A 15,315-nucleotide genomic window follows, 5' to 3' on the forward strand; every position below is an offset into this window, starting at 1 on the left:
AGAACAACTTATTTCTCTTCCAGATATGCACGAGTGTAGTCAATAGCTCCACTGAAATCAAGTTGTACGCCTTTCAGGTAAGGCTTAGTCAAAGATACGTTAGTGTAATAATAGATTGGCATAACGCCCATTTCATCTTGAATCAGGATTTTCTCAGCGTCAGCAAATGCAGCCATACGAGCAGCTGGATCAGCAGATTTTACAGTTTCTTTAACATCTTTGTCATACTGTTCGTTGCTGAATTTGGAATCATTGTTTGTGTTTCCAGTAGTCCACATTTCCAAGAAGTTGTATGGATCGTTGTAGTCAGCAGACCAACCTGCACGAGCTACTTGGAAGTTTTGGTTTTGACGGTTCTCAAGGAATACGCCCCACTCTTGGTTTTCTGTTTTCACATCAACACCAAGATTTTGTTTCCACATGTCAGCAACCGCCAAAGCGATTTTCGCGTGACCATCACTAGTGTTGTAGATCAACGTAACAGCTGGCAATGTTGTGTAACCTTCTTCTTTCATACCTTCAGCAAGCAATGCTTTAGCTTCTTCCACATTTTCTGTGAAGTAATCGTCTTTGTGCTCATCACGGAATTCGCCGTTTTCACCACGGATACCTGGAGGTACAAAGCCGAATGCTGGAATTTGTCCACCTTGTGTAACTTTGTCAACAATCAGCTGACGCTGAATTGCCATTGCAAATGCTTTACGGATTTTAACGTTGTTAAATGGTGCTTCGTTTACGTTGAACTGATAGTAGTACGTACTTGCAATACCAGTAGCTTTGAACTCGTCCGGCAATTCCGCTTTTACAGAAGGAATTTGGTCGGATGGAATTTCACCGTTAGGTGCACCAGTGTAGTCCAATTGTCCTGATTTGTAAGCTTGCAGTTCGGAAGCACTGCTGTTTGTCAGAGACATATCGATTTGAGCCAATTTAATATCGGCAGCTGCATGGTAACCATCGTTTTTCTTCACAACAATTTTTTGACCTTTAGAGTATTGATCCATTACAAATGGTCCGTTAACGATCATGTTTTTGTAGTCTGTGAAGAATTTGTCATTGGTGTCAGCAGATGCATGTACTGGGTAGTACGTGTAGAATGCTGTCAGACCCAAGAAGTAAGGTGTTGGGTTTTCCAATGTTACTTCCAATGTGTGCTCATCAGTAGCTTTAACGCCTACTTGTGAGAAATCTGTGACTTTAGTACCTTTGTATGTTTCATCTTTGCTGAGGTTGTAACCTTCAGCGCCTTTAATATAGTACAATTGGTATGCATATGGAGAAGCTGTTTCCGGTTTCAAAGCACGTTCCCAAGAACGAACAAAGTCTTCGGCAGTGATTGCATCACCGTTACTCCATTTAGCATCCGGGTTCAGGTTGAAAACATATTTCAAACCATCTTCGGAGATTGTCCAGTCTTTAGCTACGCCAGCTTGTTCTTTGCCATCAGCATCGATGCGTACAAGACCTTCATACAAGAATTTCAGAACTGTGTTGGTTTGGCTGTCTTTTGCTTGAGCCGGGTCCAACGTAGGAGGTTCAGCTGACAGGTTGATTTTCAGAATTTGATCTTTAGCAAGACCATTTCCTTCGCTTGCAGAACCAGTATCGGTGTTACCTGTGCCTTCGTTTTTCGATCCGCACGCTGCAAGTACGGTACCGAACGCCAAAATCAGCGTCAAAAGGACTAATAGACTTTTCCTTTTCATCTAACACGTTCCCCCTAAATTGATATGGTTTATATGTTTATAGATTATACAACCACCGGTCAAAAAAATCTACATTACTTTTTCAGAAAGTAATGTTTTTTTCAGTTTTCGACAAAATCGACACATTTTTTAGCCTTTTTGCGTTATGTATCCTTACATCTGTTGCATGAAGTATCTAAATAATCCAAATAAAGTAAACAAAATATACCCGAAACTCATGATGACGAAAGACATGCGCCATACGGCCCGGAACATTCTACCCCTATCAACCTTCCCTTTTAGTCGATTTTGCGCACCCCCGATGAATCCAAGTGCTACTAGTATGAGTATTAATGTCAGATAAAAACCAAAATTCGAATCAAATGTTAAGTTGAATAACGCTGAAACTGAAAATACAAGAAAAAAAGTGGTTACATCCATTGCCATTCGCAATGCTTTGCGTTTGTCTTTTTTCCACACATACATTCCCCAATAAACAAGAAAGAACGGAAAAAAGGGCAATATGCTCAACACAATAAAAAGTCCCATTAATTCACTCCTTCCGGTTGCATTCCTTCAATCAGATGAAGCAGTATTTCATGTGTAGGTGCAACAAGGTCCAACTTCTGTGCCATTCTTACAATATGACCGTTAATTGACCTCACTTCTGTACCACGTCCAGCGAGAACATCTGCAAGCATGGAGGAAGTATTCGTGGCAGTAGAACGACAGACCGATATTAGTTGATCCCACATATCCTGATCCAAACATATTCCACTTGCAGAATAGATTAACAATACTTCATCATATAACTGGCGCATTAGCCTCTTTCGTTCTTCCTTGACGATCAATTCTCCATTAGGGATTCGCCATAATGCTGTAAGCGGGTTAATGACTGCATTAATCAATAGTTTCCTGTATATCAGCTTATCGATTTCATTCGACACTGTACAGTCAAATCCTGCCTGCTGCAACGATCCCGACAGAGTAAATGTTCTCTTCTCCTCTATAGAGGTTGAAGCTACTATATCTATATTGTACCTTCCCAGCCTGGTTTCACCTGTACCTGCACGAATCACCTGACTTTGTGTACGCTTCGCACCTTCTGTTGTAACCGCACTACACAGAAGCGACTTTGGCAAAGCTGCGTGAAGTTTTGCCAGGTGGCCCATCCCATTCTGAAAACAAGCGATATTCACCACATGATCTTGTAATGGACTAATCTCATGAATGAAATCATCAATGCTTGTCTGCTTAACCATGAGCAGTAACCATTCTCCTGGTGTGTTCTTCCAAGTGTCAGTCAGCTCACTTACTGGTTTCGCCTGTATTTGATCCGGTAGAATATGTATCTCCTCGTCTTGTTCCACAATGGTTACTTCATTATGACTGAGGAGGTCTGCCTGAGCTGTTGTTCTGGTCCAAAATCTGACCTGGTTACCTGATGCCAGCAGTTTCCCGCCATACAAAAGACCAAGTGCCCCCGCTCCTACGATGTCAATGATCATATGATGCACTCCTCTCCGCTTCAGTAGTTGCCTTCTAATATCTATAATAGAACAAAAACACCAAACTAAAAACCCGTCATACCTGCCGTTGTGTAACGGAGGTGTGGCGGGTTCATACCTGACTTTCACAAAACAAACGTCTGAACTCGTTATTCAATTCGTTCCAGATTCCCGTTGGCATCCATCTTGAAACGTGTCTTAAGTTCCTCTTCTTCTTCGGACAAAAATGCGAGTCTGCGAGCCCGATCCATAATCTGAATCAAAGCTTTGTAGTCGTCATTCACCACACGGTAATCCGTCTGTACTTCATTCACTTCCTTGGAGAGACGGTCATTCTCAAGACGTAGTTCAAGCAATTCATCTTCTTTCTCCCGAAGCTCCTTCTCCAGCATCTTGAGTTGACGATTACTCTCCTGCACTGTTCCCTTCCATTGTCGCAGGAAGCGGATTACTGCATCCATCGATAATGAATCGTCTGAGATCCCATCTGATTTGTACAGATGTTCTTCAGTGTCCAGTGTAGACAATGCTGCAACCTGTGGTCCGAGCATAGCTGGCTGCTTTCTGAGATAACTTCGTTTTTGTCGTTGTGCCTTGGCGTTACTGATGGCTGAATCATACTTTTTACGTACACAGCTGTTCCAGCGAAAACCGCATGCGGCAGATGTTCTGCCAATTTTTTCGCCCACCTCTTCAAAAGCGGCCAATTGTGTACTGCCTTCCCGAATATGACGCAAAGTAACCTCAGCCAATATCAAATCGTCCTCTGTACTCCAAGCATCCTGTCTCACTGCAGTCATGCTATAATACCCTCCTAACAACATCCTAAAATAACCGTCCGCATTACCGGAAGCCCGGTATGTGAATTAGGTATAAAAGCTGCTTCATTCATTCTTATGCCTCTCATAGAGTTCATAGAATTGATTTCATACTAAAATGTATTTCCACATTCAGGCTTGCTCATACGTGACATATGCAAAACATATCCCTCTATACTTACTTTTAGCAAAAAAAAGAATTCGCTTTCATATCCAAATTTGTTTACACGTTTTTCCTTTCCCGGTATAATGTTGTGTAGACAATCTATGAACGTACTTAGGAGAGGAGGATTTACCGTGGCACGCATGTTTCGGGTACTCGGGTTCTTCACGCTTGCAATTGGCCTGATGGCTTTTGCGGGAGATCTGGTCGAAATGGCTTTGCTTTTTTTCCTGCAGACTGCGTTTTTTGTCATTTTGGGATACTTGAAATTTACCGAGCGAACGTACATATTGCTCTTCTGGGGTTATATGATCGTAACATTCACGGGGTTCAGCTACTGGACCGTATTCGAAATGGGGTTGCCGCTCTAATCCACCTGCAGCATCAAAGTGATCCGATATCTGTCGGGTTGCTTTTTTGTTGTGTTCAGATTAAATGAATGTTCGTGGTGTTATGTAACCACTAAGGATATTTCACGTATTTGTTTCATATATTGTCTGGAAGGCAACCAGCCTGTACGATAGTCATTTAAGAAGTGGAAAGGAGAATGGATCGGTGAAACGTCAATACGGCATTTCCGCCTTTATATTATGCATCATTTTATTCCTCCAGCTACCTTTAGCCCATGCCTATGGAGAATCTTCACCTGAGGATACACGTGAGATTTTGCAAAAAAGTCTATCCATTGTTGAAATCGATCACGAAATCGAACGCATCGCCGAAAGGCAGAAGCAGCTGGCTCAACAATACGAGACATTATCCGTCCAGCTTCAGGAACAGGAAGAACAGATACATATTCAGCAAGATCGGGCCGGAGCTGTAGTAAGGTCCTACTACACAGGAGAACGCGACAGCCTCCTCATGACGGTCCTGGGAGCCAGGTCATTCAAAGACCTGTTTGTACTGTATGATTATTACCAGATTATTATCGGACGGGACCAGGCTGTGCTGGACAAGTATCAGGACCGTTATCACAACCTGCAACAGACTTCCACTCAGATTCGTCAGACTACAACAGAATTAACCGAAATGAAGACTAATCTTCAGAACCAGCGGGAACGTGTAGTCACCTTGCAAAAAGAAATGGATGCCCAAATAGCCACCAGCGGAGATGCGGCAGCGATTCAGAAACTGATGGATGAACTTACCCTTTATTGGGAGAATATAGGCATCTATGAGGTGAAACGATATTTCAAAGCTTTGGCATCTGCCATGCAGAACCTGCCCGATTTTATCCAAAAACAAAACGGAGGTATATCCACGACTGGAACAACCTATACGATTCGAATTGGGCAGGATGAGCTTAATGCATTTCTGCGTTCCCAAAATTCAATCTTTGAAGACTTTGCCTTTCAGTTTAACCAGGATAAGATTATAGCTTCCGGTCAGCGGGATCAGTTGCAATTAAGCATTGAAGGACATTATACGGTAGAAAATGAACCTCAAAACTCCATTCGTTTTCATGTGGACAAACTTGTATTCAACCAGCTTGAATTACCAGATACGACTCGTCGAATGCTGGAAAGAGAATTTGACCTTGGGTTCTATCCGCAGAAAATCCTGTCGTTTGTCAAAGCAACCGATGTTTCAACAAGTGAAGGCGTACTGGAAGTGAAACTAGCTATATCATTTTAAAGAGGTTGAACACGAACTTAAAGTTAATTCGTCGTTCTAATACTGTCTACGTATTGATTCGCTGTAATTTCTCCCTTTAAGAATTGTTGTACTTTTTGATGAAAACGAGTTATTAGAGCATGACTTTTGATCGTTGCAGCGGGGACATCTTGGGTGGTTAATAACCAGGATTGTCCCTTTGTCATGTCATAACGTCCAGCAAGTTTCTCAGACTCCAAATCCAGTTCCTGCTGCTTTGCGGGCAACCGGTTAACCTGTTGGTACCATTTCAACTGTGTCGTAGCAGACGTCATTCCTTCAATCCATCTACTTGCCTCCTCTGCCTCAACGGAACCCGCAGTAATGACAAGGCTTCTGGATTTAACAGTATCCAAGGTTTCGAAAGAAATCCGCTCCAAAGAATCTTTATCAACTGTACTCGCTTGATCCGCACTTAATAATTGAGATAACAATGATACAACCATCGGTGTGTCGTTCGGGTCAGCAGTCGGAGAGAACCCCGAATTGGTAGAATCAAGCCTAATAAGGGGCTGAATCTGATTCATCAACTGAATCCCCTGCTGAAGATCCCCCGTTTGCGAATCTATTTTCGTTCGTTTAACTTGATCTGGTGCCATCCTCGGTTCCAAATGATTCAGCCACGCATTCGTTCCGTACATATCATTGATGTTCATTGTAATTAAAGGGATGCCTTCCGCAATGGCTTGTTGAGTAAGTTTGACCCACTGATCTTTATTGCGAGGTAATGACTCCAGACCAGCTCTCTTCAGAAATGAAGATTGTGCAGCCAGAATGTACGGATCAAAATCAAAAGGCATTCCCCACTGATAACCATTCCACTCTGTCATTCCCCGTAACCCCACTATCGTATCTCCTAGTGACTTTGATAATGTTGTTCCATTTAACGGATACAAGTACCCTTTTTGGGCATAGTATTGCACTTCCTCACTATCAAGCAGAACAACATCACCGTTCTCTCCCAGTGAAAATTCAAGATCCAAAACATGTTTATATGTATCCGGCTTCTCATTCCGAAGATTAATCTCTACCAGCTGGGAAGCAGCAACTTCTTTGGCTATTTTTTGAAAGGCTTGAAACTCTTCATCCGACATGGCCACTACAATCTCCAGCGGAGCTTGAGCATCTTCATTACGGGACGAAGACCCAGGAAAAGCATCCTTCTCCTGATCGCGTTCCTGATTAAGCTGTGAACCTCTAAAGTCAAAACTCGGTGACAAGATCGTTAACGAAAGCAGCAATACCGCGAACAAAACAACCTGATGTCTACGCTTCATTAACTTCCCTCCCTGCCCACCTAGTTTTTTCCTGCAGCAATTATTGTAACAAATAAGTAGTACTCTTGTCCTACCCTGCCGAAAAACACTTTTTCGGATTTTTGCATAATACGAGCATATCGAGTTCTGTGTAATAACGCTTACTTATTTTTTCAGCAAAAAGCCGGCTCCAGGAGCCGGCTTCAATAACAACATTTTCCGGGAAATAAACCCCCTAAATATTACAATAAATCAGCTGCAAGTTGTGCCAGCTTGGACCGTTCTCCTTTTTCGAGCATGATGTGTCCGCTGATTCCCTCTTGTTTGAACCGTTCCACGATATAGGTCAGACCGTTACTGGCAGAATCAAGATACGGATGGTCTATCTGTTCGGGGTCTCCCATCAAAATAATCTTACTGCCTTCACCGACCCTTGATACAATGGTCTTCACTTCGTGGCGCGACAGATTCTGGGCTTCATCAATAATGATAAACTGTCCAGGTATCGATCTTCCACGAATGTACGTTAAGGCTTCCACCTGAATACTGCCAAGCCCCATTAGAATTTTATCGATATCTCCGGCTTTTTTGGTATCAAACAAAAACTCCAGATTATCATATATCGGCTGCATCCAAGGACGTAGTTTTTCTTCCTTCTCACCAGGCAAGTAACCGATATCTTTCCCCATCGGAACGACAGGGCGAGCGATCAACAGTTTTTTGTATTTATGATCATCTTCTACCTTAAGCAGACCTGCTGCAAGTGCCAGCAAGGTTTTCCCTGTTCCAGCTTTACCGGTGATGGTAACAAGCGGGATGTCATCATTCAAAAGCAGTTCCAGTGCCATGCGTTGTTGTGCGTTACGTGCACTAATACCCCAGACATTATCATTACTGAGGAAAAGCGGCTCCAGCTTTGTTCCCTCTGTGTTCACTTTAAGCAAAGCCGATTTATTGGTTCCCATCTCATCCTTGAGAATGACAAATTCATTCGGGTACAACGAATAAGACAACTGTAACGGTTTGATTGGTAAAAAACGATATGTGTAAAACTCATCAATCACTGACGGATGAACTTTTAGGGCCGTATAACCTGGATATAACTCACTGAGTCCTGCCGTCCGATCTGATAAGTAATCCTGTGTAAACAGACCAAGTACATCCGCTTTGATACGCACAAGTACATCTTTACTGACAAGCACGACCTGACGTTCGACTATTTCCTTTTCGTTCTCCTCAATCTGATAATTCAGTGCGACAGCCAAAATGCGATTATCGTTGGACACTTCACCGAACATCTCCTGAACTTTCACGAAACTCCGATGATTCAGCTCTACTTTCAGGTTACCTCCATTAGCCAAAGGTACCCCACTGTGCAAGTGACCCAGCTCTCGTAATCCATCTAACAGTCTGGATACATTACGGGCATTACGCCCAATTTCATCAGCATTTCTTTTTTTGGAGTCAATCTCCTCCAGTACAACCGCGGGAATGATTACCTCATGTTCCTCAAAGGCAAATATGGCATTGGGGTCATGCAGAAGCACGTTGGTATCCAATACAAAAATCTTTTTCATTCAATCCCCTCCAAAGCGGCGTCGTTAAAGGCATGGATAGTGTGATCTTTCAGCAGCGGCATGGACAATCATGATCCCATACATAAATGTATTCGACTAGGGCAAAATAATTGTCAACCATTCTGAAAAACTCCAAGAAAGGATGAACATTTATGAAAAAATGGGTTTGCACGCTGCTTCTGATCTTTATACTTACAGGTTGCAACAGTTCCACACGCAGTGCTTCACAGGAGCCACATACCTCGCATCCAAGAAGTTACGGAGGAAATATAACAACTCAGCAAGATCAAAGGAAAGGATCTCACATGCTTAATGCACAGGAAGATCGGATGAATCCTTCACGTTTGGACCGCCTCAATGAGGATACAGGTGAAGTCCATGATACCAACATTGCGGATGATGCAAAGATTGGCCGGATGTCCAATGAAAAACGAATCAATCACCTTAAAGCCCTTGCCAAGCAAGTGGAAGGTGTTGAAGATGCGAACTGCGTCATACTCGGTAATACAGCCGTAGTTGGCATCGATGTTGATGGTGAACTGGAACGTGCTCGGGTTGGTACCATTAAGTACGCTGTTGCCGAAGCACTTCGCAAAGACCCCGAAGGTGTAGATTCCATCGTTACCGCAGATGCAGATGTCACTGAACGAATTAAAGAAATCGGTGAACATATTCGTCAAGGGCATCCAATCTCCGGTTTTGCTTCAGAACTTGCTGACATGGTGGGACGAATTATCCCTCAACTCCCGAAAGACGTCAAAGTCCGTCAAAATCCGGATGAACCCGTGAATCAAAAACAACAAATGCAGCAGCTGCATTCATCTGACAAAAGACAACAAAAAGCCCAGTGATCTCTCACTAGGCTTTTTTCATGGCAGCAAAAACCTGCTCATCTAATTTCTCAGCAGCACGCTGATCATATATTTTGACGTATTGAGGCACAGAGGACAATTGGGCGCCGTAAAACAGAGCATTCCTCACCGCTTCAATTGTAATGTCGAAACAGCACATATTAAATGGAACGTCCTGCAGCGGATCTTGTCGTACTGCAGCACGTCCGTTCACTGCGTACACCGTCTCTTCTCCAAAGACAGTCACCGTAATGAGCGGATTAGTAATCATGTTATTCACTAAACGTGAACGATGATCGATCGCTAAACGAAAAGTAGAAGCATTCTCCGCATAAATCCAGGAGATGGCTGTTGAAGTCGGACCTCCGGATTCTACATCCACTGTGCTAAGAAGCACAAAGGTCTCATTCTTGAATTGCTGTAAAAGAGATTCAGTTAATTGTGTGACGGCTTCGGACATTCAACCAGCCCCCTAACCTTCTTTATGCAATTCTTGTACTTGGTTTATGTTATTATAGCATACCGATTAACGTGCTTCCAATCCCAAAAGAATGAAGGTTATTCGCCTGAAGGTGAAGCCGTTACTTTACCTGAAAGTGTATCTTGTAAAGCCTGCTTTGCATTGGCGAGTTCCGTCTCATTAATATACACATATGGACTTCTCCACTCTCCGGTAACCGGAGTATAGTGCACATCCGAAGTGGAAATGTTCCAATACGTCGAGATAAAGTTTTTCATTTGTTCCGATTCCACATCTGTCGTCATATTCTTGTCAACTGCACCAATCACTTTGCTGATCTTTGTAATGCCCCCAAGAGATTTCATCTGATCCAGCATGGAGTTCAGCACTTGGTTTTGACGTTTGTTACGATCAAAGTCATTGGATTCATCCGTCTTTGGATTACAATTGGATTTGCGGTAACGAACAAAATCCAGTGCCGCTTTACCATCGAGATGTTGTGCGCCTGCGACCAGATTGATATCTGTACCATCGGCTGTATCTCTATAACACATATTTTTATCCACAGTCACGTCCACGCCACCCACGGCATTGACAGCATCACGGAATGCCTGGAAATTCAGGACGGTTGTATAATTAATATCTATATCCAAATACTTGCCCATCATTTCTTTCATCTGATCCTCTGCATTTTTGCCAGTGGTTTTTTCCTGTGCTTTGAATCTTGGATAATAGGAATTCAGCTTGTTGGATTTGTACCCATCCAATTGAATACGCGTGTCTCGAGGCAAAGATACAATGGTTGCCGTCTTGGTCTCCGGATTTAACGAAGCCACCATAACAACATCCGAGAGATATGTGCCAGTTTCAGGACGGTTATCTGTACCTAATAACAGCATCGTGATCGGTTTGGTTGTGGCTGACATCCCGGGAGGTACCGGTTTATCGATGCCTGTATCCACGACTTGATTATATACCCAGTACGCATATCCACCGCCTACCACAATGGCAATAACCAATAGACTTAAAAGGATTCTGCCAAAAGCATTCATTCTCTTTTTCTTCTTAGGCTGCTTACCCTTGCCATTCTTCGATCCAGAAGCACCGGATTGCGTTGGTGCCTGTCTCCGTGGAGGCAGTCCGTTCGAATTTGAGTTCATATCTTCAACACCTTTATCACATCTGTTTTTGTCTAAATAAAAGACAACCGCTTTCCCTAAGGAAAACGGATGGTCTGTACAAGACAGGATTTATGAGTTTCGAGCGGCAGCTTCCGCTTTTTTCTTTTGACGACCTTCAATAAAATAACGCACTCTCACTAACAACATCAAACCAACCGCGACCAACAAACATTGAATGATGGGCAGCTTGTCGATCTGAAAAATAAGAAGCATGAATGTGCCCATCGCCATCAAAATATAGAGAACGATTTCCTTACCCAGTGGCAATTTCTGACGTACCCGAAACACCTTGTTATATACGTAAGCAATCAATACAAAGATGACGATGTAGGCTACGATCGGGTGTGATGCGAACCATGCTTGCATGCACAGCCAGCTCCTTTCGTGTTCATGCTAGGATATAAGTTAACTATTGTGAAACCCTTTCGATAACTCTGAGTAAAACACACATCGGAGGTGACCGTTCCGGTATCGGATCGTTCTTTTGATCGCTGTTATCCCCAGATTTTTTTGATCCATTTTTCAATGGTAAAATCCGGGGATAAAGGCGAACGCTTCGCTTCTACAGAATCGATTCCGATCCCTTCACTACTTCCACTGTGCACAACATCGTTAACTTCTGTATTCCATCAAATGCTAACTTATATATATTTTTTTGTTGTTATTAGGCTTTAGAAGCCATTTTGCGTTGTTTTTCTGCACGCTCACGCTCGGATTTGTTCAGGATCTTTTTACGAAGACGAATAGATTTTGGTGTAATCTCACAATATTCATCTTCATTCAGATATTCAAGCGCCTGTTCCAATGAGAAGATAATCGGAGTTTTAATTTTAACCGTATCATCTTTACCGGAAGAACGAACGTTAGTCAGTTGTTTTTCTTTGCAGATGTTAACAACGATATCATTGTCACGTGTATGTTCACCAACAATCATACCTTCGTAGATTTCAGTTCCCGGCTCCAAGAAGAGCGTACCGCGATCCTCAACGCCCATCATGCCATAGAACGTAGATGTACCCGTTTCAGTTGAGATCAACACGCCTTGGTGACGTCCACCCACTTGACCGGATACTACTGGAGCGTAGCTGTCAAATGCATGGTTCATTACACCGTAACCACGAGTCAATGTCAGGAAGTTTGTGCTATATCCGATCAAACCACGTGCTGGAATCAGGAACTCCAGACGAACTTGACCACTACCTGTGTTAACCATGTTAACCATCTCTGCTTTACGTGCGCCCAGGCTCTCCATTACGGAACCCATGCTCTCTTCAGGGATATCAATCAACAAGCGCTCAACAGGTTCCATTTTCTTACCGTCAACTTCTCTTACGATAACTTCTGGTTTGGATACTTGAAGCTCATATCCTTCACGACGCATATTTTCAATCAGGATACCCAAGTGAAGCTCACCACGTCCGGAAACGATAAATGCATCAGGGCTATCCGTTTCGTCAACACGAAGGGAAACATCTGTTTCTAACTCTTTGAATAAACGCTCACGAAGTTTACGGGAAGTTACCCATTTACCTTCACGACCTGCGAATGGACTGTTGTTCACGAGGAACGTCATTTGCAGTGTTGGCTCATCAATTTTCAGAACTGGCAAAGCTTCCGGGTTGTTAGGGTCGGCAATGGTTTCACCAATGTTGATGTCCTTGATCCCTGCAATGGCAACGATGTCGCCTGCTCCTGCTTCTTCCGTCTCAATACGTTTGAGACCCTGGAAACCGAACAGTTTCTCGATACGTGCAGTTTTGCTCTTACCATCACGCATAATAACCGTTACCGATTGTCCTTGACGGATCACACCGCGGTTAACACGACCAATGGCAATACGGCCAAGGTATTCATTGTAGTCCATCAAAGTAACGAGGAATTGAAGCGGTTCTTCAACATTTTCGGTAGGATGTGGGATATGACTAACGATGGTATTGTAGATCGCCATCATGTTGTCATCTTGTTTGGCAGGATCATTATCCATGCTGGATGTTCCGTTCAATGCGGAAGCATATACAACAGGGAATTCGAGTTGTTGATCGTTGGCACCCAGTTCAATGAACAGGTCCAATACTTCATCAATAACCTCAGTCGGACGAGCCGCTGGACGGTCAATTTTGTTTACAACAACGATTGGTGTCAGGTTATGCTCAAGTGCTTTACGAAGTACAAACTTCGTTTGTGGCATACAGCCTTCATAAGCATCAACAACGAGCAATACACCGTCAACCATTTTCATGATACGTTCAACTTCACCACCGAAGTCGGCGTGTCCTGGTGTATCCACAATATTAATCAGGTAATCTTTATAAGTTATAGCCGTGTTTTTGGCCAAAATCGTAATACCGCGTTCACGCTCCAAATCGTTGGAGTCCATTACGCGCTCCTGTACCGTTTCGTGATCTCGGTAAGTACCGGATTGCTGGAGCAACTTGTCAACGAGTGTTGTTTTTCCGTGGTCGACGTGGGCAATAATCGCAATATTGCGAATGTGTTCTCTTGAATGCATGTTTTGTATCCATATCCTTTCCAATTTCAAATCATATCTACTTAAACTTCCCGCAATTTCGCAGGTTACTCACAAAATAAGCGTCGGTGATATCCCGACGCATGTCTATATCCCTTATATTATAGTTTATTATAGGTAAAAATCAAGATATTTCGCACGAGAAGACCACTGGGAATGTTACCAGCCTCTCCCTTGACGTCCTCGTCCAAGTAATAACCAGACTCCGCCCAAGATCAAAAGGACAGCAAGTACATAGATTATTCCCGTTTGCAGCAAGGTAAATCCGAATAATATGATGGACACCGCACCAAGGATCAAAGCTGCAGGTAACACATATTCCGGTCTTCGCCGCTCAGCCATTCCATATTCGAGCAAACCTATGGCGATCCCAAGCAAAAATGCTGGCCACAGCCTGCTCATAAGTCCAGCGCCCCATGTATTCGTTATACTGAATAAAACACCATACACCGTTAGTATGCCGGCAGGAACGAGTGACCACGATGGTGAAATACGCGCATAATATAACGCATGAAGGGCGATGCCTGGCAGCAGGATCAGCAAAGGCCAGAAATTGCGACCAATAAATCCAAACACGCCAAACTTGCCAAGCAGAATAATAATTCCCGCAACTACAATAAATAATCCAATCGCTTTTTCATTTCTCATCCTCATCTGCAATCACCTCTTATACCATTGGCTATGTACTTTTACTCTTATAATCGATGCGCATTCCATGATGACTTTTGGTTTCCTAACCTGTAATCCTGCTTCTAGTGTATCCGATGTTTCGGCAAAAAACTATACTTTATGTCGTACTTTGCTTGCTCCCTTTACCTGTATTACCCTAAAATCTGCAACTTATGACTAGCCCAATGAGAACTGCATCGTCAAGCGTAATTCTCTCTACACAAAACCGCCTAAACCGGATGGTTCAGACGGCCCTTTGTCCAAGCAATTTCCCGAAATCAAACTATGCGTTCTTCCGCACAAATTTATGTGCGCCTCCAACCGCGACCACAAGGCAAGCCATTGCTGTGGGTAGTAGCGTGTGCACCTCTGATGCCATTCCTCCCAGCCATTCTCCCAACTTTGGATCTTTCATAACCATTTCACCTGCTGTGAAGGCCAGAATGCCTGAGCCGACGAACACCAGAATTGGAAATCGCTTCAACAAACCAACGATTAGACCGCTCCCCCATACGACAATAGGGATGCTGATCGCAATCCCGATCACGATCAAAGCCAGATCTCCATCCGCCAATGCTGCTATGGCCAAGACATTATCCAGACTCATTACAAAATCGGCAATCAGAATCGTTTGGATGGCTTTCCAGGTCGTCGAAGCCTCTCTAATATGTACTTCATCATCATTTTGAAGCAACAGCTTCACTGCAATCCACAGTAACAGCAGCCCACCTGCGGCCTGGATAAACGGAATTCCCAGCAATAATACTGCTACGAAGGTTAATACGCAGCGTAGCACTACCGCACCAAAAGCCCCCCACCATACCGCCTTTTTACGTTGTATCGGTGGCAGATCCTTGCTGGCAAGCGCAATCACAACCGCATTATCTCCACTTAATACCAGATTGATCATTAAAATCTCAGTTAACAGCCATAGCGTATCCATGTCCTCATCCCCCCACATTAACTT

At 43.4% G+C, this 15,315-nt stretch carries 15 protein-coding genes; 3 read left to right on the forward strand and 12 right to left on the reverse strand.

What is annotated here, in order from left to right:
- Window positions 1-8: 8 nt before the first annotated feature.
- The 4 genes from MHB43_RS22655 to MHB43_RS22670 all read right to left on the reverse strand — a co-directional run bounded on the left by MHB43_RS22655 (window position 9) and on the right by MHB43_RS22670 (window position 3,993).
- Complete coding sequence (locus tag MHB43_RS22655; protein ID WP_221822019.1) at window positions 9-1,706, reverse strand: ABC transporter substrate-binding protein; 1,698 nt, start codon at window positions 1,704-1,706, stop codon at window positions 9-11.
- Between the two features lie 153 nt (window positions 1,707-1,859).
- Window positions 1,860-2,234 (reverse strand): DUF3397 domain-containing protein, encoded by a 375-nt coding sequence (locus MHB43_RS22660; protein WP_237174376.1) that lies wholly within the window; start codon window positions 2,232-2,234, stop codon window positions 1,860-1,862.
- Window positions 2,234-3,193 (reverse strand): ketopantoate reductase family protein, encoded by a 960-nt coding sequence (locus tag MHB43_RS22665; RefSeq protein WP_405130469.1) that lies wholly within the window; start codon window positions 3,191-3,193, stop codon window positions 2,234-2,236. Before MHB43_RS22665 ends, MHB43_RS22660 begins: the two co-directional genes overlap by 1 nt.
- A gap of 149 nt (window positions 3,194-3,342) precedes the next feature.
- Complete coding sequence (locus MHB43_RS22670) at window positions 3,343-3,993, reverse strand: RsfA family transcriptional regulator (RefSeq protein ID WP_076211575.1); 651 nt, start codon at window positions 3,991-3,993, stop codon at window positions 3,343-3,345.
- Between the two features lie 315 nt (window positions 3,994-4,308).
- On the opposite strand from MHB43_RS22670, the gene MHB43_RS22675 reads away from it, so the two are divergent.
- Window positions 4,309-4,545: a DUF2626 domain-containing protein gene (locus MHB43_RS22675; protein ID WP_017687281.1), complete on the forward strand. Its 237-nt coding sequence runs from the start codon at window positions 4,309-4,311 to the stop codon at window positions 4,543-4,545.
- 184 nt (window positions 4,546-4,729) lie between these two features.
- Window positions 4,730-5,809, forward strand: a complete 1,080-nt coding sequence (locus MHB43_RS22680) for a coiled-coil domain-containing protein (RefSeq protein WP_405130470.1) — start codon at window positions 4,730-4,732, stop codon at window positions 5,807-5,809.
- A 23-nt stretch (window positions 5,810-5,832) separates the two neighbouring features.
- Here the strand turns inward: MHB43_RS22680 and MHB43_RS22685 are convergent, their stop codons facing one another.
- Together MHB43_RS22685 and MHB43_RS22690 are read right to left on the reverse strand one after the other, a co-directional pair.
- Window positions 5,833-7,104 (reverse strand): extracellular solute-binding protein, encoded by a 1,272-nt coding sequence (locus MHB43_RS22685; RefSeq protein ID WP_405130471.1) that lies wholly within the window; start codon window positions 7,102-7,104, stop codon window positions 5,833-5,835.
- Between the two features lie 221 nt (window positions 7,105-7,325).
- A complete protein-coding gene (locus tag MHB43_RS22690; protein ID WP_405130472.1) occupies window positions 7,326-8,660 on the reverse strand; it encodes a PhoH family protein in 1,335 nt (444 codons plus the stop codon).
- Window positions 8,661-8,812: 152 nt separating this feature from the next.
- Between MHB43_RS22690 and MHB43_RS22695 the strand changes: the two genes are divergently transcribed.
- Complete coding sequence (locus MHB43_RS22695; protein ID WP_405130473.1) at window positions 8,813-9,511, forward strand: YhcN/YlaJ family sporulation lipoprotein; 699 nt, start codon at window positions 8,813-8,815, stop codon at window positions 9,509-9,511.
- 7 nt (window positions 9,512-9,518) lie between these two features.
- Here MHB43_RS22695 and MHB43_RS22700 read toward each other — a convergent pair whose 3' ends face one another.
- The 6 genes from MHB43_RS22700 to MHB43_RS22725 form a co-directional block, all read right to left on the reverse strand.
- Window positions 9,519-9,971, reverse strand: a complete 453-nt coding sequence (locus MHB43_RS22700; protein ID WP_076211583.1) for a pyridoxamine 5'-phosphate oxidase family protein — start codon at window positions 9,969-9,971, stop codon at window positions 9,519-9,521.
- Between the two features lie 98 nt (window positions 9,972-10,069).
- Entirely contained in the window at window positions 10,070-11,131 is a 1,062-nt protein-coding gene (locus tag MHB43_RS22705; protein WP_405130474.1) for an LCP family protein, read from the reverse strand.
- Between the two features lie 90 nt (window positions 11,132-11,221).
- Window positions 11,222-11,518, reverse strand: coding sequence for a YlaH-like family protein (locus tag MHB43_RS22710; protein WP_405130475.1), 297 nt, complete (start codon window positions 11,516-11,518; stop codon window positions 11,222-11,224).
- A gap of 298 nt (window positions 11,519-11,816) precedes the next feature.
- Window positions 11,817-13,661: a translational GTPase TypA gene (typA, locus tag MHB43_RS22715; protein ID WP_036674819.1), complete on the reverse strand. Its 1,845-nt coding sequence runs from the start codon at window positions 13,659-13,661 to the stop codon at window positions 11,817-11,819.
- A 177-nt stretch (window positions 13,662-13,838) separates the two neighbouring features.
- Window positions 13,839-14,333, reverse strand: coding sequence for a hypothetical protein (locus tag MHB43_RS22720; protein WP_253439362.1), 495 nt, complete (start codon window positions 14,331-14,333; stop codon window positions 13,839-13,841).
- A 298-nt stretch (window positions 14,334-14,631) separates the two neighbouring features.
- On the reverse strand, window positions 14,632-15,291 hold the full coding sequence (locus MHB43_RS22725) for a TerC family protein (RefSeq protein WP_145323217.1): 660 nt from the start codon (window positions 15,289-15,291) through the stop codon (window positions 14,632-14,634).
- Window positions 15,292-15,315: the final 24 nt, after the last annotated feature.

The sequence above is a fragment of the Paenibacillus sp. FSL H8-0317 genome (assembly GCF_045040685.1).
Classification (GTDB): Bacteria; Bacillota; Bacilli; order Paenibacillales; family Paenibacillaceae; genus Paenibacillus.

Excerpts from the sequence above, each read along its gene's own strand:
- MHB43_RS22690 (WP_405130472.1), bottom strand. The coding sequence starts at position 8,660 with ATGAAAAAGATTTTTGTATTGGATACCAACGTGCTTCTGCATGACCCC.
- MHB43_RS22710 (WP_405130475.1), bottom strand. The coding sequence starts at position 11,518 with ATGCAAGCATGGTTCGCATCACACCCGATCGTAGCCTACATCGTCATC.
- MHB43_RS22695 (WP_405130473.1), top strand. The coding sequence starts at position 8,813 with ATGAAAAAATGGGTTTGCACGCTGCTTCTGATCTTTATACTTACAGGT.
- MHB43_RS22700 (WP_076211583.1), bottom strand. The coding sequence starts at position 9,971 with ATGTCCGAAGCCGTCACACAATTAACTGAATCTCTTTTACAGCAATTC.
- MHB43_RS22670 (WP_076211575.1), bottom strand. The coding sequence starts at position 3,993 with ATGACTGCAGTGAGACAGGATGCTTGGAGTACAGAGGACGATTTGATA.
- MHB43_RS22660 (WP_237174376.1), bottom strand. The coding sequence starts at position 2,234 with ATGGGACTTTTTATTGTGTTGAGCATATTGCCCTTTTTTCCGTTCTTT.
- MHB43_RS22655 (WP_221822019.1), bottom strand. The coding sequence starts at position 1,706 with ATGAAAAGGAAAAGTCTATTAGTCCTTTTGACGCTGATTTTGGCGTTC.
- MHB43_RS22705 (WP_405130474.1), bottom strand. The coding sequence starts at position 11,131 with ATGAACTCAAATTCGAACGGACTGCCTCCACGGAGACAGGCACCAACG.
- MHB43_RS22725 (WP_145323217.1), bottom strand. The coding sequence starts at position 15,291 with ATGGATACGCTATGGCTGTTAACTGAGATTTTAATGATCAATCTGGTA.
- MHB43_RS22685 (WP_405130471.1), bottom strand. The coding sequence starts at position 7,104 with ATGAAGCGTAGACATCAGGTTGTTTTGTTCGCGGTATTGCTGCTTTCG.
- typA (WP_036674819.1), bottom strand. The coding sequence starts at position 13,661 with ATGCATTCAAGAGAACACATTCGCAATATTGCGATTATTGCCCACGTC.
- MHB43_RS22720 (WP_253439362.1), bottom strand. The coding sequence starts at position 14,333 with ATGAGGATGAGAAATGAAAAAGCGATTGGATTATTTATTGTAGTTGCG.
- MHB43_RS22665 (WP_405130469.1), bottom strand. The coding sequence starts at position 3,193 with ATGATCATTGACATCGTAGGAGCGGGGGCACTTGGTCTTTTGTATGGC.